The following is a 15,541-nucleotide window of genomic DNA, read 5'->3' as shown; positions in this document are numbered from 1 at the left end:
TGCTTTTTCTGCATTATAGCACAAAATCGGCAATGTATCCACAAGTCTGTGGATATCTCTGTGCAGCGTGTGATTCTCCGCTTCTGTCATTGCATTTGTTCCCTTTTCACGATATAATGATTCTATATATACTTTCTCACCCGTCTAATTTGTTCGACAAAATTCGACAGCCTGCAAGGAGGTCATTGCACATGGCTGGCAACCCCAAAAAGAAAAGCACCGGCATCGTCAACGCCGCCATTGGCGCGCTGGCAGTCGTGCTGGCTATATTGATTGTCTGGATGATGAACCTCGTTGCCGGTATTCAGGGCACCGCGCGTATCATCAACTACGCCGGACTCGTGCGCGGCATGATCCAGCGTATCGTCAAGCTGGAAATCTCCGGTCAGCCGCAGGACGGCATGCTCGCAGATATTGACGCGTTTATCGACGGACTGCGCTTCGGCAGCGACGAGCTCAACCTCGTGCGGCTGAACAATGATGCCTTCCAAAGCAAAATGCAGGAGCTGGACGACTATTTTCAAGCACTCAAGCAGGAGATAGGCCGCGTGCGCGCAGTCGGGTCAAATAACACGGACATCATTCCCATAAGCGAAACCTTTTTCGGCATCTGCAATGACGCGACCGGTCTGGCAGAGGCGTACTCACAGCGCAAGGCAACCTCGCTTTCCATTCTGGAGAAGTACATCACAGCGGATATCGTCGTGCTCATGCTGCTGATCGGCTACCAGCTGTTTCAGGCGCTGCGCACGGCTACGATGAACCGCGCTCTGCAGCATAAGGTCTATCTGGATGCCGCGACCGGTCTCCCCAACAAGAACAGGTGCGAGGAGCTGCTCGACGATCCGACGCCGCCTGCACCCGAAACCGGTGTGTGCAGCTTTGACCTGAATAATCTGCGCCGCATCAACAACAGCATGGGCCATGAGACCGGTGACGCATACATCCGGCGGTTTGCGGTCGCGCTGCGTGCGGCCATGCCCGAGGAGCATTTTGTCGGCCGTGCAGGCGGCGATGAGTTTCTCGCGGTAACGCACGGACTGGATGCCGATGCGCTGCAGAAATTGCTCTCCCATGTCCGTAAACAGCTTGCCGAGGAGTCCCGACAGCATCCGGATACACCGCTCAGCTATGCAGTCGGCTTTGCGCTTGCATCGGACAATCCGGACAGCAATATGCGCGATCTGTTTGACCTTGCGGACAAAAACATGTACATCAACAAAAACCACGTCAAGCGCGAGGAAGCCGCCGCCGAAAAGCGGCTGGATTTTCAGCTGTTGAAGCAGGTCAACCACCTGCACCGCAGCTTTTCCGACTGCCTGTACTGCGATGCGCGTCTGGACACCTACCGCACCATCCGCGCGTGCGAGAGCTTTTTTCTGGCATCGGACGGCAGCTACACCGGCGCTGTTGAGCAGATTGCCGAGGAACAGGCTGCTAAAAGCGAGCGCAGCCGCGTCCGTTCTGCGCTGCAGCTTGACGTACTGCAGCGCAGCCTGCACAGCGCAGAGGATACCCTCGAACTGCAGTACAACGCGGCCGAGGAAAGCCGCTACAGCCGTTTGACCGTTCTTCCGATTGACTGGGACAGAAACGGCAGGCTGCATCATTTCATCCTCGCATTCGAGACCATTCGGCTGAACGCCGACCAAGCCATCGACCCGAAGGAGCAGCTGACGCTGTACTACGAGCAGCTAAAGCAGTCTATCCTTGAGAACGACAGCTATGTGGACGCGCTGCTCGATATGGCAGGCACAATCTACACGGTAAACCTCACGCGCGACACCCTCGAGCGCAACATTTCACCTGCCGGCAAGAGTGATTCGGACCGGGCGCTGTTCCTCGACTACCCGCTTCCCTGCGCCTACCGCGACTACTGCGATGAGTACCGCAAGCGCGTCACACCGGCAACACTCGGCAGCTACCGCACGGCAGATACCAGTGCCCGTCTGCTCAAGCGCTTTGCCGCCGGTGAAAAACACATCACGGTGGAGTACTGCGTGCAGGAGGATGACGGCGCTATCCGCTGGGTACAGAAAACCGTGCTGATGACGCAGACTACCGTGTTTGATCCGGAAATCAATGCCGAAATGCCGATGGTCACGGCGATTATCCTGCTGCAGGATACCTCGCAGATGCACGCCCGCGACGAGCAGGAGAACGCCCGTCTGCAGGCCGCCTTCGATGAAATGCGTATTGCGAACCGCACCAAAACCGAATTTCTCTCACGCATGAGTCACGATATCCGCACACCGCTCAACGGCATTATCGGTCTGCTGCAGGTGGACGAAACCCACTTTGATGACAAGGCGCTGCTGCTGGAAAATCACAAAAAAATGCAGATTTCCGCCAATCACCTGCTGTCGCTCATCAACGATGTGCTGCAGATGAGCAAACTGGAGGAGGGCACGACAGTCCTCACGCATGAGCGTATCAGTCTGGTGGAGCTGACCCGCGATATCATTACCATTATCGTCGGCCGCGCTGAAGAAGCCGGCATTGAGTGGGAGTACGAAAAGGACAAATGCATCATTCCGTACCCGTATATTTACGGCAGTCCGCTGCATCTGCGGCAGATTTTCCTCAATATTTACAGCAACTGCATCAAATACAACCGTCCCGGCGGTAAAATCACCACCCGTACGGACTCGCTCGGTGAACAGGACGGCAAATGCATCTACCGTTGGACGATTTCGGATACGGGTATCGGCATGAGTCCGGACTTTGTTGACCATATTTTTGAACCGTTCACGCAGGAAAAGCAGGACGCGCGCAGCTATTATCACGGCACCGGTCTCGGCATGACCATCACCAAGGAGCTTGTCGACCGGATGGGCGGCTCGATTGCGGTCACGAGTCAGCTTGGCGTCGGCTCCACCTTCGTGATCACCCTGCCGTTTGAAATTGCACCGTCTCCCGAGCAGACACCGGACGCACATGCCGCGCCGGATATCAGCATTGCAGGCTGCAGGCTGCTGCTCGTCGAGGACAATGCCCTCAACGCCGAAATCGCACAGATCCTGCTGACCGACGAGGGAGCAACCGTAACCGTCGTCACGGACGGCAAACAGGCTGTGGAAATCGTGCAGAACAATCCGCCGGACACCTTCGACGCGGTTCTCATGGATATAATGATGCCTGTGATGAACGGCATTGACGCTACGAAGACCATTCGCTCGCTCAACCGACCGGACGCGAAAACGCTGCCCATCATCGCCATGACCGCAAACGCCTTTTACGAGGATGCACAGAAGTGCCTCGCCGCAGGCATGAATGCCCATCTGGCAAAGCCGCTGCAGATAAAGAAGGTCAAGCAGACAATCGCCGAATGGGTGAAAAATAACCGATCTGCAAAAAAGGACGCGTAAAGCGTCCTCAGTCTGTCGAAAAGTCATATAGTCAGCATTTTTTCAGCATTTCGCGCGGCAGCGCGCATGAAATAGCATTTGCTCTGCAAATGCTCAAAAAGGGGGAGCATGTATCACCCTTTTTGAACTTCTGGAGGGAGAAAGTTTCTGTATAGGAACTTCCGGACGACTTTGGAACGGCCCACGGTCCGTTCCTGCTTGTCGGCGAAACTGTAGTTTCGCGACAGCCTCAAAGGACGCGTAAAGCGTCCTTTTTCATTCTACGGCCAACGCATCCTCGCTGATTACCGCCCGAATTCCCCAGGACGGCACCTTATCCGGATAGGCTTCGCCTTCGAGCATGACGAATGCCGCATCGTACTTTGGACGCTTTTTCGGGTAGATGCCGAGTCCGTCCGTGAAGTACAGCAGGCCGCGCAGATGGCGGAACGCGCCTTCGGCGTTTAAGCGGTCAACGTGCTCGAAAACCGGACGAAAATCGGTCGCAGACTGACCGATCAGTTCAAAATGCTCCATATATTCCGCAAGTTCCCGCGCATTTGTCACCTTTTTGTCCGAGCGCAGCTGATCGTCGCACTGCAGAATACGCAGGTTGAAATGCCGGAAAAAGCTGGTGTTCTCCTGCAAAAGCTCATAGGTGCGGCTGAGGAACGCGCGCACGAGTTCACCGGAGGTGGACATCGAGGTATCAATGGCAATGACGAAATCCTCTATTTTCCGCACCTCCCGCGTTTCTAACGGCTCGATCAGCGGCATATTTCCGAAATGACGCAGTCCGTAGGCGTAGTAGCCGTAGTCGAACGAATCCGCATCCACCGAGACCTCCTCCCGCAGAGCGGCAAAACGGCGCAGGAACGCGCGGAAATCAGTCGTTTTGCGGGTGGAAACGGCAAACTGCTCCCGCACAGCCTGACCGCCTTCCGCCTTGTTCGCGAAAACCGTCTCCATCGCGGTCTGCGTGCGCTCGGCCTGCTGCTGCCAGCGGCGCTCCTGCTGATCGTCGTCCTCCTTGTACCACAGCGTGTGCTCGTCTGTCGCAAACACGCGCGTGAGCGTGGCACAGTCATACGAATTCAGCCGCGTGCGGCGAAAGTGGCGATAGACCGCCTCAGCCGTCAGGACCGGCAGCTCGTCCCGCAGTTCGCGGTAGATATTCTGCCGCCGAACCGACACCTTTTCCGCCTGCAGGCAGCGGTAATCCAGCGAATCCAGCATGCTTTCGACCGCAATATCGCACGAAAGATCCCACAGGTCGGCATCGCGTCCGCGTGTCTTTCCGGGATGGCGCAGCAGACAGTGGAACAGCGTGTGCAGATAGGCGCGGTTGACGTTCGCGCGGGAGCGCTCGTACTGCTGCGCCAGCCAGGCACCGCTGAAAAACAGCACGCGCGTGTCGGTAGCGAGCGTGGGTGTATCGTAACCGTCTGCCGCAGGCAGCGCCGCCAGCGCGGAATCGAGGAACGGCAGGTTCATGTACAGTTCGGTGCGGGCGGAAAACAGGATTTCGCGTCCGATAGAAGTCCAACGGGAGAACTGCGACATAGAAAACATCACCTCACAGGTTCATCTTGCATCGTAGGGCACCCTGCCCTGCGGATTTATTGATAACTTTATATTATTTATATTATAATTCAAACGATTTGGCGCGTCCCTTGGACTGCGTTTTGCCGGCGGCTGACAGCAGAACGGACAGCGCTGCCGTCTGCTCTGCTTCGCGGGCAGACGTGCACGCGGCATCCACATCGGCGGCAGAGAGCACACCGAGCGACAGCAGGAAAGTCAAGGCAGCGGTCTCGCCTGCCTTGGCGCAGGACTGCGCCAAATTTCCGCCGTGTGCGCGCAAAACCGTAAGATACTCCGCTTTTGCGGCATCCGAGAGCACAAACGGTACGGCAAGCCGCCGCACGGCAACGCGTGCCGCGACCGCAAAATCGTGCCGCTCGAGCAGTTCGCTCAGGGCAGCATCATATTGCCGAAAATTCAGCACACCGCCGTCAAAGCACTGACGGTAGCTGTAGCCTGCACCGTGAATGCGCCGCTGAAAAATATGCGCCGGACTGAGGTCCTCCAGCTCCTCGACGTACTCGGGAAACAGCAGCCGCGCGTGCTCATCAAACCGCACATCGAGTTCTCCGGCGTACTCGCCGAGCAGCCTGGGCAGGCAGGTCGGCGCGAAAGGCGCGGCGTGCAGGATGACTTCACGCAGGCTCATGCAGTTCATCAGGGCACCGCCGCCGAATTCACTCACCGAATCAGTCAGTTCAATGCGTTCAAGGTTTCGGCAGTTATAAAATGCATAACTGCCAACACTTTTTGCATCCTTCGGGAGCGTAACCGTGCGGATAGCCGCTGCATTGTGCTTCGGCTCCGTGCCGCCGCAGGTAATACGGACAGCGAACGTGTCCCTGCCTGTCAGATCGGGGGCCCGCTCGCTGAGTACATACGCGCCGACCTCGGTGACGGGCACGCCGTCGATCTCGTCCGGCAGACGCACAATATCGTCCTGCGTTTCGCACCGCAAAAGCGCAATGCCGCCGCTCGCACTCCGCGAACAGGTCAGCCGCAGTTCGTTTTCCCCCTCGATCACGCGCATTTGCACTCGCTCCCTCGATAAATTCTCATTCTGTTACCCATTATAGCACAGTATGCAGAAAAAGACGATACTGTGGCCTTCATTCTCATGATAAGAATTTATATCATAAATAATATATTATTTTTCGCAAATTACACTTGACAATCCTCCGTTTTGCGAATATACTGTGACCATACCAAGTAAACCAACACAAACCAATGACGAAGACGAGTAGCAGGGAGACCGAACCTCCAAGAGAGCCGCAGGCGGTGTGATTGCGGCAGGCAAGGACCGTGTGAATGGACTTCAGCAGGGCAAGGCGAACGGCTGGGCCAAGTAACTGCGACGGGGACTCCACCCGTTATCAGGGGAGCGCGCATTGTTTGATGTGTGAGCAGAGTGGACGCAGTTTGCGTCAATCTGGGTGGTACCGCAAGAGCGTATTCGCTCCTGTCCCAAGAGAAATCTGGGACAGGAGTTTTTTATTTTGTAAAACAGAGTGGAGAGTGACGAATGAAGATATTCACCATCTCTCCGCTCTATCTGAAATTTGCAAAGGAGCAATCACCATGGCTAAGATCCCCCACAGACTTTATTTGACCGAAGACCAGATGCCCAAGCAGTGGTACAACCTGCGGGCGGACATGAAGGAAAAGCCGGACCCGCTGATTCATCCGGGTACGCACCAGCCGCTGCCGGAACAAGCGCTGTACCCCATCTTCTGCCAAAAGCTGGCGCACCAGGAGTTGGACAACGACACCCGCTACATTGATATTCCCGAGCCGGTGCTCGATATGTATAAGCTGTACCGTCCGTCTCCGCTGTGCCGCGCGTACAATCTGGAGAAGGCGCTGGACACCCCGGCTAAGATCTACTACAAGTTTGAGGGCAACAACACCTCGGGCAGCCACAAGCTGAATTCCGCGATCGCACAGGCGTACTACGCCAAGGAACAGGGCCTCAAGGGCCTTACCACCGAGACCGGTGCTGGTCAGTGGGGTACTGCACTCTCCGAGGCATGCGCATATTTCGGACTGGATTTGAAGGTATTCATGGTTAAGGTCTCCTACGAGCAGAAGCCGTTCCGCAAGGCTATCATGCAAACCTTTGACGCGAATGTAACGCCGTCTCCGTCCAATACGACCGAGGCAGGCCGCGCTATTCTGGCACACGATCCGACCACCGGCGGCTCGCTCGGCTGTGCGATTTCTGAGGCCGTTGAAGTGGCTACTACACACGAGGGCTACCGCTATGTACTCGGCTCCGTGCTCAATCAGGTGCTGCTGCACCAGTCCATCATCGGTCTGGAGAGCAAGCAGGCTATGGAGATGCTCGACGAGTATCCGGATATCGTGATCGGCTGTGCCGGCGGCGGCTCCAACCTCGGCGGCCTGATCTCCCCGTTCATGCAGGATAAGCTGCTCGGCAAGGCTGACCCGCGCATCATTGCGGTTGAGCCTGCGTCCTGCCCGTCCTTCACGCGCGGCAAGTACGTTTACGATTTCTGCGATACCGGCCACGTTACACCGCTGGCCCGCATGTACACGCTCGGCAACGGCTTCATGCCCGCGCCCAACCACGCAGGCGGACTGCGCTACCACGGCATGAGTCCGATCCTCTCCAAGCTGTACCACGACGGTTATATGGAGGCGGTTTCCGTCAAGCAGACCGACGTATTCGACGCGGCAGTTCAGTTCGCCAAGGTAGAGACCATTCTTCCAGCTCCGGAATCCAGCCACGCCATCCGCGCCGCAATCGACGAAGCACTCAAGTGCAAGGAGACCGGCGAAGCTAAGACCATTCTGTTCGGTCTGACCGGTACCGGCTACTTTGATATGGCAGCATACGAGGCATATCATAACGGCACCATGCGCAACCACGTTCCCACCGATGAAGAACTGCAGGTCGGCTTCGATACCATTCCGCCGCAGGAATAAAACGCAATATAAGGTATATGGCAGACCTCCAACTTCTCTGCTGTATATAGCCGCCTGTTCCCCCACAGGCGGCTTTGTTTTGCCGAAAACAGGTTTCCGAAAAAACTTTCAAAAAATCTGAAAATAATTGTTGACATCAGGGCCCACCCGTGATATTATAATAAGGCAGTCAGCGAGAGCGACAAAGTGAAACGCCGACAGCAAAAGAAAATAGATCGTGTATGCGCCAGTAGCTCAGCTGGATAGAGTGTTTGGCTACGAACCAAAAGGTCGGGGGTTCGAATCCCTTCTGGCGTACCAGATCAACCGGTTATTTCGTTTGAAATGACCGGTTTTTCTTATTTTCTGTACAAATTAAAATTGCAGAAAAAAATTTTTACCGTCTATTTACCGTCCATGCGGACATAGCAAAAGCCTCAGACATTTTACCGTCTGAGGCTTTTGTTCTATCTCTCTTTTATTAAAAACCGCGCGTTGTAAAATGAGGTTGCGCATTTAGTCAAATAAAAGGTCCACAGCGATGGCCCCTGTATTAGAATCAATTTGCGACAAAAATCCAACACAGAAAGAGGCAATCGCTATGGACTATCTCAATCATATCACAGACCACGAAAAGGTAAACACCTGGCTTACGAAGATTATGAATTACCGCAGCTTGCTGGATGCTGCATAAAAGAAAACCAGGACCTCTGAGATGAGGTCCTGGAGAAAACTTTTTGTTTTTTCGTCTGTCTACTTGACCAGGGAGCGGTTCACACGAGGAACGGACGCTTTCTGTGTCATTAACGCAGGAAGCCGAACGAACGGATAATCGGCGGCTCCTTCGCCTTGCCGTTGCAGATGGAGAAGAAGCAGATAATGCGGACGATCAGCAGCACAAGTGCCAGTACAGCGCACAGGATCGGCACGATAACGGTGAAGCACAGCAGCAGCGCCACAATGCCGAGCAGAATATTCATAACGCTGAACTTAAGCGTCTGACGTACATGGAATGCCGCATACGGCGAATTATGGCTGCCGAGCAGCGCGAGAACAACGCCGAACGTACCCATCAGGTAGCAAAGCATGGCAATGACCTTGTTTTCCGAAATATCCTTGGTTGTGAACTCAGCCGTGTGGTCATATGGGTCGTACGACGGCTGCGGTGCCTGATACTGCGGCTGCTGATAGGTCTGCTGCTGCGAAGCCTGCTGATACTGCTGCTGGCTCTGCTGCTTCGGCTGTTCCTGCTGCGCAAACTCCTGCGTGTTCTGCTGCGCCTGCTCAGGCGCAGAGCATGCGCCGCCGCACACCGGACAGAACTTGGCGGTGTCGTTTACCGGTGCACCGCACTTGGGACAGTTTTTCATATTGGTTTACCCCCCTGTTTCTGTATTTATTACTTATTAAAGGTAATGTTGGTGAAAGCATATTCACCGTAACCTGCCTTCTCAATTTTCAGCTGCAGACCGCGATTCAACTCTACCTTGATGCGCTGAGTCTGCATATCCTTTTCCAACGAATAAGTATCAACCAAATCGCCATCTACATAGAAATTTAAAGATGCAGGACTGCCGCCCTTATCATCTCGATAACCAATGTCCATTTCAACAGACTTATAATTGCCATCAAGATTATACAGTGCATAGTTATCTCGCCAACCGTCGGTATACAACCCCTGTGTATAATTTTTTCCCATCATGATAATGGTCTCATTGCCCTGTTCAATCATATGCATGGAACTCATCTCATACGGCTGGAGTTTCTTCGCTGCGGTATCGCTCTCATTCATACCAATATAAACGGTCTTGGTGTTGCCGTTCCACGAAACGTCCTGACCGAGTGCATTGCCCACTGCGCGTACCGGCAGGTAGGTGGTGCCATTATAGATAAACGGCTCAACGGTGCTGCCGTTTGCATCCTTCGGAGTAACAGGTGCGCCGTTCACGACCAGCTTGATGCCGCAGTACTGCACGCGGATATTCTTGTAAACCGTATTTGCCGCAAGTGCCGTGCCGGTAACCATGCCGGTGCAGAGTGCCAGTGCCGCAAAGCGCTTGAAAATGTTATTCATCATGGTCTTTTTCATCGTTTTTCCTCCTAATTTTACGGGTTTTACCCGTTTATGACTTGTTTGTACAGACTTTCGTTAATTTTTTCCTGATTAGGACAGGCCGCTTACGGTAAAGGTGAGCGTCGGGTGCTTCATCTTCACGCCGAGGTCGCTGAGCGTATCCTTATCCGCCGTAAAGGTTACGGTGACTTTATCGCCGTTGGAAAGGCCGCTGTCCGGCTCGACGGTGTAGTTCATCGCCTGAATCAGTTCCCAGCTGCCGTCCATGTACTTTGCCGCGGACTTGATAACGTCTTGCGAACCGGTAATGTATTCCATCTGCTGGCGACGTTCCTTGGTCAGCAGCTGCTCGCACATGCCGTCGTAGTCAACATCTACTGTGGCCGTGCCGTTGCCCTCTGTACCATTATAGCTTACCGTAACATAGTCCTCCATGTCAATACTCTTTCCACCAGAAAGTGACATCATTAGGAAAATTGCTGCCACTGCAATGCATATAATTACAATCAGAATGGGTACCGTGTAGTTTTTCTTCTTCTGGTACGCCGGGTACGGGTACTGCGGATTGGGTGCGTAATTGTTGGTGTTGTAGTTTTCATTCATGGTTTTTGCCCTCTTTCTTGTGTTATCAGTTGATGTGTGTGTGTCAGCGGAACGCCTGTTTCCTCCCTTCATAGATATAAGAGGGATGGATTTCGGAAAAGATTTAAGATTTTCAAAAAAGTCGAAAATTTTCAGAAATTTTTTTGAGGGCAAAAAAGACAGCCTCTGAAGCACTTCGGAGGCTGTCTTTGGAAGCGGAATATTGCGTTACTGCTTTATGCGTTACTTGATATCGGTCACCAATTCATAGCCATCGCTCTTTTCCGTGATCGCGTCTATCACATCCTGCAGGGTTTGATACCCCTCCAGCGAATAGCCGTGACCGTTCGGGTCATCCAGACTGAAATCGAACCGGAGATTGTAGCTGTTCCAAAATATCTGATCCAGATCAACGTCAATCTGCCCTTCCTCGTCGATGCTCAAATTGTAGTATCCTGCTCGCATGTAATAGTCAAACTTGGAGTTTGAACCGCCAAGACTGTTCTCGTATGTCAGGCGGTACACCATAGTGTACTCACTCATCGGATACAAGTCTTTCTCGTCCGGCTTGGCATATTTCAGGTAGCTGCCGACATACTCGAGACCGGCCAGCCGCTCTTCCGGCTTCTTGTAATCATCGTAGATACCATACTTTTGGATAACGCGCTCAGCGTTCGACTGCATAGCAGCCAGCGTTTCATCGTCGATCTGGTCCAGCTTAGTAACGAGTTTCTCCAGTCCGCTCACCTCAAAAGTCTTGGATGTTGCTATCGGTGTGCGGCCGGTCTGCGCGATAATGGCGTTCACGCTCTCATCGCTGACCGACACGGTAACAGTATCGCCGTTGGACAGACCGCTGTCCTTATCCAGTACATACTCAATATTGCTGAGAACATCATCATGAAAATCCCCTTGGACACTTGCCTCGCCTCTCGGCTCGATACCGGTGAATGTAACATGAAGATTCTTGAATATGTCGATTTCGCCCTCGCTCAGCAGTCCTTCAACTGTGTAGGTCAGCTTGGTGCTTTTCAGCTTGCGGTGCGTCTGTTTGAGCGCATCCTCGTTCATCGTGAAATTGATCGTCACCGTGTCGCCGTTGGACAGGCCGCTGTCCGGCTCCACCGTGTACTGCAGAGACTGGACTACATCGTAGCTGCTGTCGCCCGTCTGACTGGCATAATCTATCGCCTCCAGCGAACCAGACAGCTGTGTGCTCACATCGTCCGGCAAAAGGCTCAGACAGAAGTAGTCGTAGTCAAACTCCACATCTACAGTACCTGTGCCGTTATCACCACTGTAGGTTACCGTCACATAGTTACTCATATCAATACTGTTTTCACTAGGAAGTAACCTGATTGCGAAAATGACTGCTGCTGCGACGCACGCTATCAAGATAAGGATGGGTATGGTGTGGTTTTTCTTCGGTTGGTACGCCGGATACGGGTACTGCGGATTGGGCGTGCAATTATTGCTGTTGTAGTCTTCATTCATGGTTTTACCTTCTTTCTTGTGCCGATTGGTAATGTTTGTATTTTGGCAGAATGCCTGTTTTCTCCCTTCATAGATATAAGAGGAACGGGATTTTCAAAAGGATTTAGGATTTTCGATTTTTGCGAAAAATTTTTCCGAGAAAAAAGACAGCCACCGAATTGCTTCGATGGCTGTCTGGTTTGCAATCAGGGAATTACTGCTCGGTCATGGTGTCGATGAGCCATGTACCGTCCGACTGCAACTGCATATGGTATGCGTAGCTCTGCGGAATCTCCTTGTAGCTGCCGTCCTTATAAGTAACGCCAATCAGTTCCTTGGAGACAACGGTAGCGGTGTTGCCGCTGGTTTTCTGGCTGCTTACTTCAACCGAAATGACGTTCTCCTTGATGCCCTGCTTGTACAGCTTGCTGACAAGCGCCTGCTGCTCCTTGTAAGCCGAACTGCCGTGTAGCAGCGTCGATGCAACATAGGAGAAGGTGCCCGCGTTAATGGCGTCATTCAGGCCGTAAACGTAGCTGTACAGCGTGTCAGACGGGTCAGCCACCGTAACCGGCTGTGCTGCCTGCTGCGGCTGGGTCTGCGCCGGAGCCTGGGTCTGCGTCTGCTGCTGAGTCTGCGTGTTAGCCTGCGGCTGGGTTTCCTGTTGTGCAACCTTGTACTCGCGCGATGCGCCGAACGGGTCCTTGGTGCAGTGCTCGCGCGTCATGGCCATGCCGTGGTCGCCGCCTGCCGCCGTAATGGTGAGATAGACATCGCCGTCCTCAAAGTCCACGGTCACGTCACCGCTGTTGCCGTGGCTGTCCTTGTAGGCACCGGTGGCCTGCGTGTTGTCATCGTTCAGCGTCAGCGACAGCTTATCGATGGTGGTGATGTACTTACTGTTATCCCACGATGCATTCGCGGTCATGCCAAAGGCGGTTTCGTCGCCCACCAGCTCAAAGCCGATGAAAGTTTCCACTTCGCTGTTGTACCTGTCTACCATCCAGTAGCCGGCGTAGTCGGCCACATTGACAGGTTCGGCAGTCTCTTCCGGCAATTCTTCTTCTGCGTCCATGTCGTCTTCCGGAAGGGTATCTGTCCACGCACTTTCATTTCCGAACAACTGCGCCAGACCGATCAGGAACCCGCTTGCCCACGAGGCACGAACGGCTCCGCCGAAAATCGCCGCAGCAACGATATATGCCAGCACAGACAGTGCCACACGGCCGCCCGAACAGTCCGGCTTAAGATTGTTCTGCTCGATTTTCTCCTGCACATGATCAAAGTATACACGGTTAAAGCGCACCGCAAACAGAATGCTGCTTACCAGTCCCCAGATGCTCGCACCGAGCGCGACCGCCAACAGCACCGCCGCCACAAGCAGCTGACTGCCCCAAATGAATCCGGATACGAGCACACAGACCACAAACAGGATAATCGGCCCGGCCATCGCCTTGAGCCAGTTCACCCACACGCCGCGGTACGCCGCATGGTACAGCGTCAGGAAGAAGGACGCCCAGTTGATGCGTCCTTTGCCGCCCGCCTGGATATCCACGAACTGTTCCAGATAGTAGTCGCTGTTGCTGCCGATAATCTGACGGCACATGCCGTCCTCGGTCAGTGGCTGCTGTACCGGAACCTCCTGCACCGGCGGTTCCGGCTCCTGCTGCACAACCTGTGCACCGCAGTTGCTGCAGAATACTTCGCCTTCTGCTATTTTGTGTCCGCATTTTTCGCAAAACATATGTTTTTCCCCTTGTGATGTCAAATTATGTCGATAGTTAAATTATAATTGGGTTTCGGGTTATAGTCAATGGGCATATGTGCTTTAACTCTCGATCGTCATGCCTAAGACCTGCGCCAGCTTGTCCTTTAGCTGCATGGCACGCTCTTGGTAGAGTTCGCCGGACTTATCCCAGATCAGCATTTTCTGTGCTGAACCGCCTGCGGCCTCCATTCCTGCGGCCTCGGCCTGCTGCTCGGCCTGCTTTTCCCATGCCTGCTGCTCCTGCTCCAACGCACTGTACTCGTTCGCCGACAGGGCTTGTTTGAGACAGTCCATCAGCACCAAACAAGTGTGCTGCCACCAGTAATCTGTTCTGCCTGCTGCATAGTTCATGCCCACCTGCGAGTTCGTCGCAGAACCTAGTTCGTAGTAATATACATTATCCCACTCCAGGCCCTCGTTGATGGCGTCCTCTGCGGTTGCCTTCAGCTGCTCAGGTGTTTTCGCCGGTTCGGTGTATTCACGGAACGAGTCGCCCAGCTGCTGTTTATCCGTCTCAGCCTGCGCCTGCAGCGACTGAATGAGCGCATCCGGTGTCTCCGGCGGCTCAAAGCCGTTCGCCGGTGTCTGCGGATAATACGGAATTTTCTTCGCTGCTTGGAAAATGTACGCATCCTCGCCCGACAGCGAATAGTCTGTACCGTCATGGAAGAAGGTCGAACGGAAGTATTCGCCGTCACGCCGAATGGCCGAAAGCTCCTCCTCGGCCTCCTGCGGGGTCCAATGTTCATCGCCCTCGGCAGCAGTTCCGAAACCTACACTCGTTATCGCACCGGTATTCAGGTCTCTCGTTGCCGAGATATCCGAAACCGCCTTCCACTCTCCGTCCTCAATGGTATATTCCCGCATCCAATCCGAGATGCCCATTACCGTTCGATTGCTATCATTCTTTTCATCAATCTCGTACGTGCTTACGATTGGCCAGCAGAGATAAGTCTTCGGGTCGCCTTCCTTTTTATATAGGTAGCACCCACCGGTCGGCAGTGTATAGGTGGCGTGCCACGAAACGCGGTAGGTCTTATTGTGATACAGAGGTCCCCATGTTACACGATTTGCGCGTTCACCATCCCAGCTGTACACAGAAAACCAGCTGCCGATATTGACACCATCGGTATTTCCCACGCTGTTTCTGATAGAGCCATCATTATAAATACAGAACAGTTCATCCTCACCGTCACCATCAAAATCAACCAACTTTGCGGTCAGCAGACCGGAATACGCATTTCGTGAGATGTCCGTACGCTCGCCAAACTGCTCCTGCAGCTCGGAAATGACATTGAGATACGCCGTATTCTGATCATAATCCGCCTGTACGGCAGCCAGTTCTTCTGCGGACTGCGTCTGCTGCTCGACCTGCTTTTCCTGCACCTGATGGGCCATCTTCGGCACTGCAACTGCGCCGCCTGCAGCCATTGCCGCAACGAGCAGGCCCGCGACGATCTTCACGCCGACCGCACTTGAGCTTGCCTTTGCAGCCGCTGCTGTTCCGGCCTTTGTGGCCGCAGAGTGTGCCGCGGTATGCGCGGCGGCGGACGAGCTAGCCGAAGCCGCAGCAGCTGCCGCGCTGACCGCTGCACGCACTTTGACGAGCAGACCGCCAGCCTCTGCCGCTGACAAGCCGCCGCGCTGCGCAAGCAATCCGCGCAGACATGCCAGCAGCATCGGAATCGAGGTGGAGTACAGCTTGATGCCCTTCTTCTCCATCGCGGTGACCTGCTCTTCGATCTTGGCCTTGCCGTATTTGAGACGGCTCTTTACCGTGCTGACCGT

At 54.1% G+C, this 15,541-nt stretch carries 10 protein-coding genes and 1 tRNA gene; 3 read left to right on the top strand and 8 right to left on the bottom strand.

Features of this window, described 5'->3' with window-relative positions:
• Positions 1-191: 191 nt before the first annotated feature.
• Positions 192-3,368 (top strand): ATP-binding protein, encoded by a 3,177-nt coding sequence (locus DWZ82_RS10010; protein ID WP_118480561.1) that lies wholly within the window; start codon positions 192-194, stop codon positions 3,366-3,368.
• A gap of 255 nt (positions 3,369-3,623) precedes the next feature.
• Here the strand turns inward: DWZ82_RS10010 and DWZ82_RS10005 are convergent, their stop codons facing one another.
• Together DWZ82_RS10005 and DWZ82_RS10000 are read right to left on the bottom strand one after the other, a co-directional pair.
• Positions 3,624-4,910, bottom strand: a complete 1,287-nt coding sequence (locus tag DWZ82_RS10005) for a vWA domain-containing protein (RefSeq protein WP_118480559.1) — start codon at positions 4,908-4,910, stop codon at positions 3,624-3,626.
• 82 nt (positions 4,911-4,992) lie between these two features.
• Positions 4,993-5,961 carry a leucine-rich repeat protein gene (locus tag DWZ82_RS10000; RefSeq protein WP_118480557.1) on the bottom strand — a complete coding sequence of 323 codons (969 nt, stop codon included), beginning with the start codon at positions 5,959-5,961 and terminating at the stop codon, positions 4,993-4,995.
• Between the two features lie 548 nt (positions 5,962-6,509).
• On the opposite strand from DWZ82_RS10000, the gene DWZ82_RS09995 reads away from it, so the two are divergent.
• Together DWZ82_RS09995 and DWZ82_RS09990 are read left to right on the top strand one after the other, a co-directional pair.
• A complete protein-coding gene (locus DWZ82_RS09995) occupies positions 6,510-7,877 on the top strand; it encodes a TrpB-like pyridoxal phosphate-dependent enzyme (RefSeq protein WP_118480555.1) in 1,368 nt (455 codons plus the stop codon).
• Positions 7,878-8,100: 223 nt separating this feature from the next.
• A tRNA-Arg gene (locus DWZ82_RS09990) sits at positions 8,101-8,177 on the top strand.
• Positions 8,178-8,659: 482 nt separating this feature from the next.
• Here DWZ82_RS09990 and DWZ82_RS09985 read toward each other — a convergent pair.
• The 6 genes from DWZ82_RS09985 to DWZ82_RS09960 all read right to left on the bottom strand — a co-directional run.
• Positions 8,660-9,226 carry a zinc ribbon domain-containing protein gene (locus tag DWZ82_RS09985; RefSeq protein ID WP_118480553.1) on the bottom strand — a complete coding sequence of 189 codons (567 nt, stop codon included), beginning with the start codon at positions 9,224-9,226 and terminating at the stop codon, positions 8,660-8,662.
• Positions 9,227-9,255: 29 nt separating this feature from the next.
• The gene (locus DWZ82_RS15165; RefSeq protein WP_158575179.1) at positions 9,256-9,945 is read right to left on the bottom strand and encodes a stalk domain-containing protein; all 690 of its coding nucleotides are present in this window, start codon (positions 9,943-9,945) and stop codon (positions 9,256-9,258) included.
• Between the two features lie 75 nt (positions 9,946-10,020).
• The gene (locus DWZ82_RS09975) at positions 10,021-10,533 is read right to left on the bottom strand and encodes a hypothetical protein (protein ID WP_118480551.1); all 513 of its coding nucleotides are present in this window, start codon (positions 10,531-10,533) and stop codon (positions 10,021-10,023) included.
• 222 nt (positions 10,534-10,755) lie between these two features.
• Positions 10,756-12,006 carry a hypothetical protein gene (locus tag DWZ82_RS09970; protein WP_118480549.1) on the bottom strand — a complete coding sequence of 417 codons (1,251 nt, stop codon included), beginning with the start codon at positions 12,004-12,006 and terminating at the stop codon, positions 10,756-10,758.
• A 193-nt stretch (positions 12,007-12,199) separates the two neighbouring features.
• Complete coding sequence (locus tag DWZ82_RS09965; protein WP_118480547.1) at positions 12,200-13,729, bottom strand: zinc ribbon domain-containing protein; 1,530 nt, start codon at positions 13,727-13,729, stop codon at positions 12,200-12,202.
• An 84-nt stretch (positions 13,730-13,813) separates the two neighbouring features.
• The coding region (locus DWZ82_RS09960; protein ID WP_199667460.1) for a lysozyme inhibitor LprI family protein at positions 13,814-15,541 on the bottom strand (1,728 nt) is incomplete at its 5' end.

Origin of the sequence: Butyricicoccus sp. AF35-5AC (assembly GCF_003477715.1) — a bacterium.
GTDB classification, from domain to species: Bacteria; Bacillota; Clostridia; order Oscillospirales; family Butyricicoccaceae; genus Agathobaculum; species Agathobaculum butyriciproducens.
The sequence above is the reverse complement of the archived record's forward strand: the minus strand, read 5'-3'. Positions and strand labels throughout refer to the sequence as shown.

Coding starts and splice junctions, on each gene's coding strand:
- DWZ82_RS10010 (WP_118480561.1), top strand. CDS start 192: ATGGCTGGCAACCCCAAAAAGAAAAGCACCGGCATCGTCAACGCCGCC.
- DWZ82_RS10005 (WP_118480559.1), bottom strand. CDS start 4,910: ATGTCGCAGTTCTCCCGTTGGACTTCTATCGGACGCGAAATCCTGTTT.
- DWZ82_RS10000 (WP_118480557.1), bottom strand. CDS start 5,961: ATGCGCGTGATCGAGGGGGAAAACGAACTGCGGCTGACCTGTTCGCGG.
- DWZ82_RS09995 (WP_118480555.1), top strand. CDS start 6,510: ATGGCTAAGATCCCCCACAGACTTTATTTGACCGAAGACCAGATGCCC.
- DWZ82_RS09985 (WP_118480553.1), bottom strand. CDS start 9,226: ATGAAAAACTGTCCCAAGTGCGGTGCACCGGTAAACGACACCGCCAAG.
- DWZ82_RS15165 (WP_158575179.1), bottom strand. CDS start 9,945: ATGAAAAAGACCATGATGAATAACATTTTCAAGCGCTTTGCGGCACTG.
- DWZ82_RS09975 (WP_118480551.1), bottom strand. CDS start 10,533: ATGAATGAAAACTACAACACCAACAATTACGCACCCAATCCGCAGTAC.
- DWZ82_RS09970 (WP_118480549.1), bottom strand. CDS start 12,006: ATGAATGAAGACTACAACAGCAATAATTGCACGCCCAATCCGCAGTAC.
- DWZ82_RS09965 (WP_118480547.1), bottom strand. CDS start 13,729: ATGTTTTGCGAAAAATGCGGACACAAAATAGCAGAAGGCGAAGTATTC.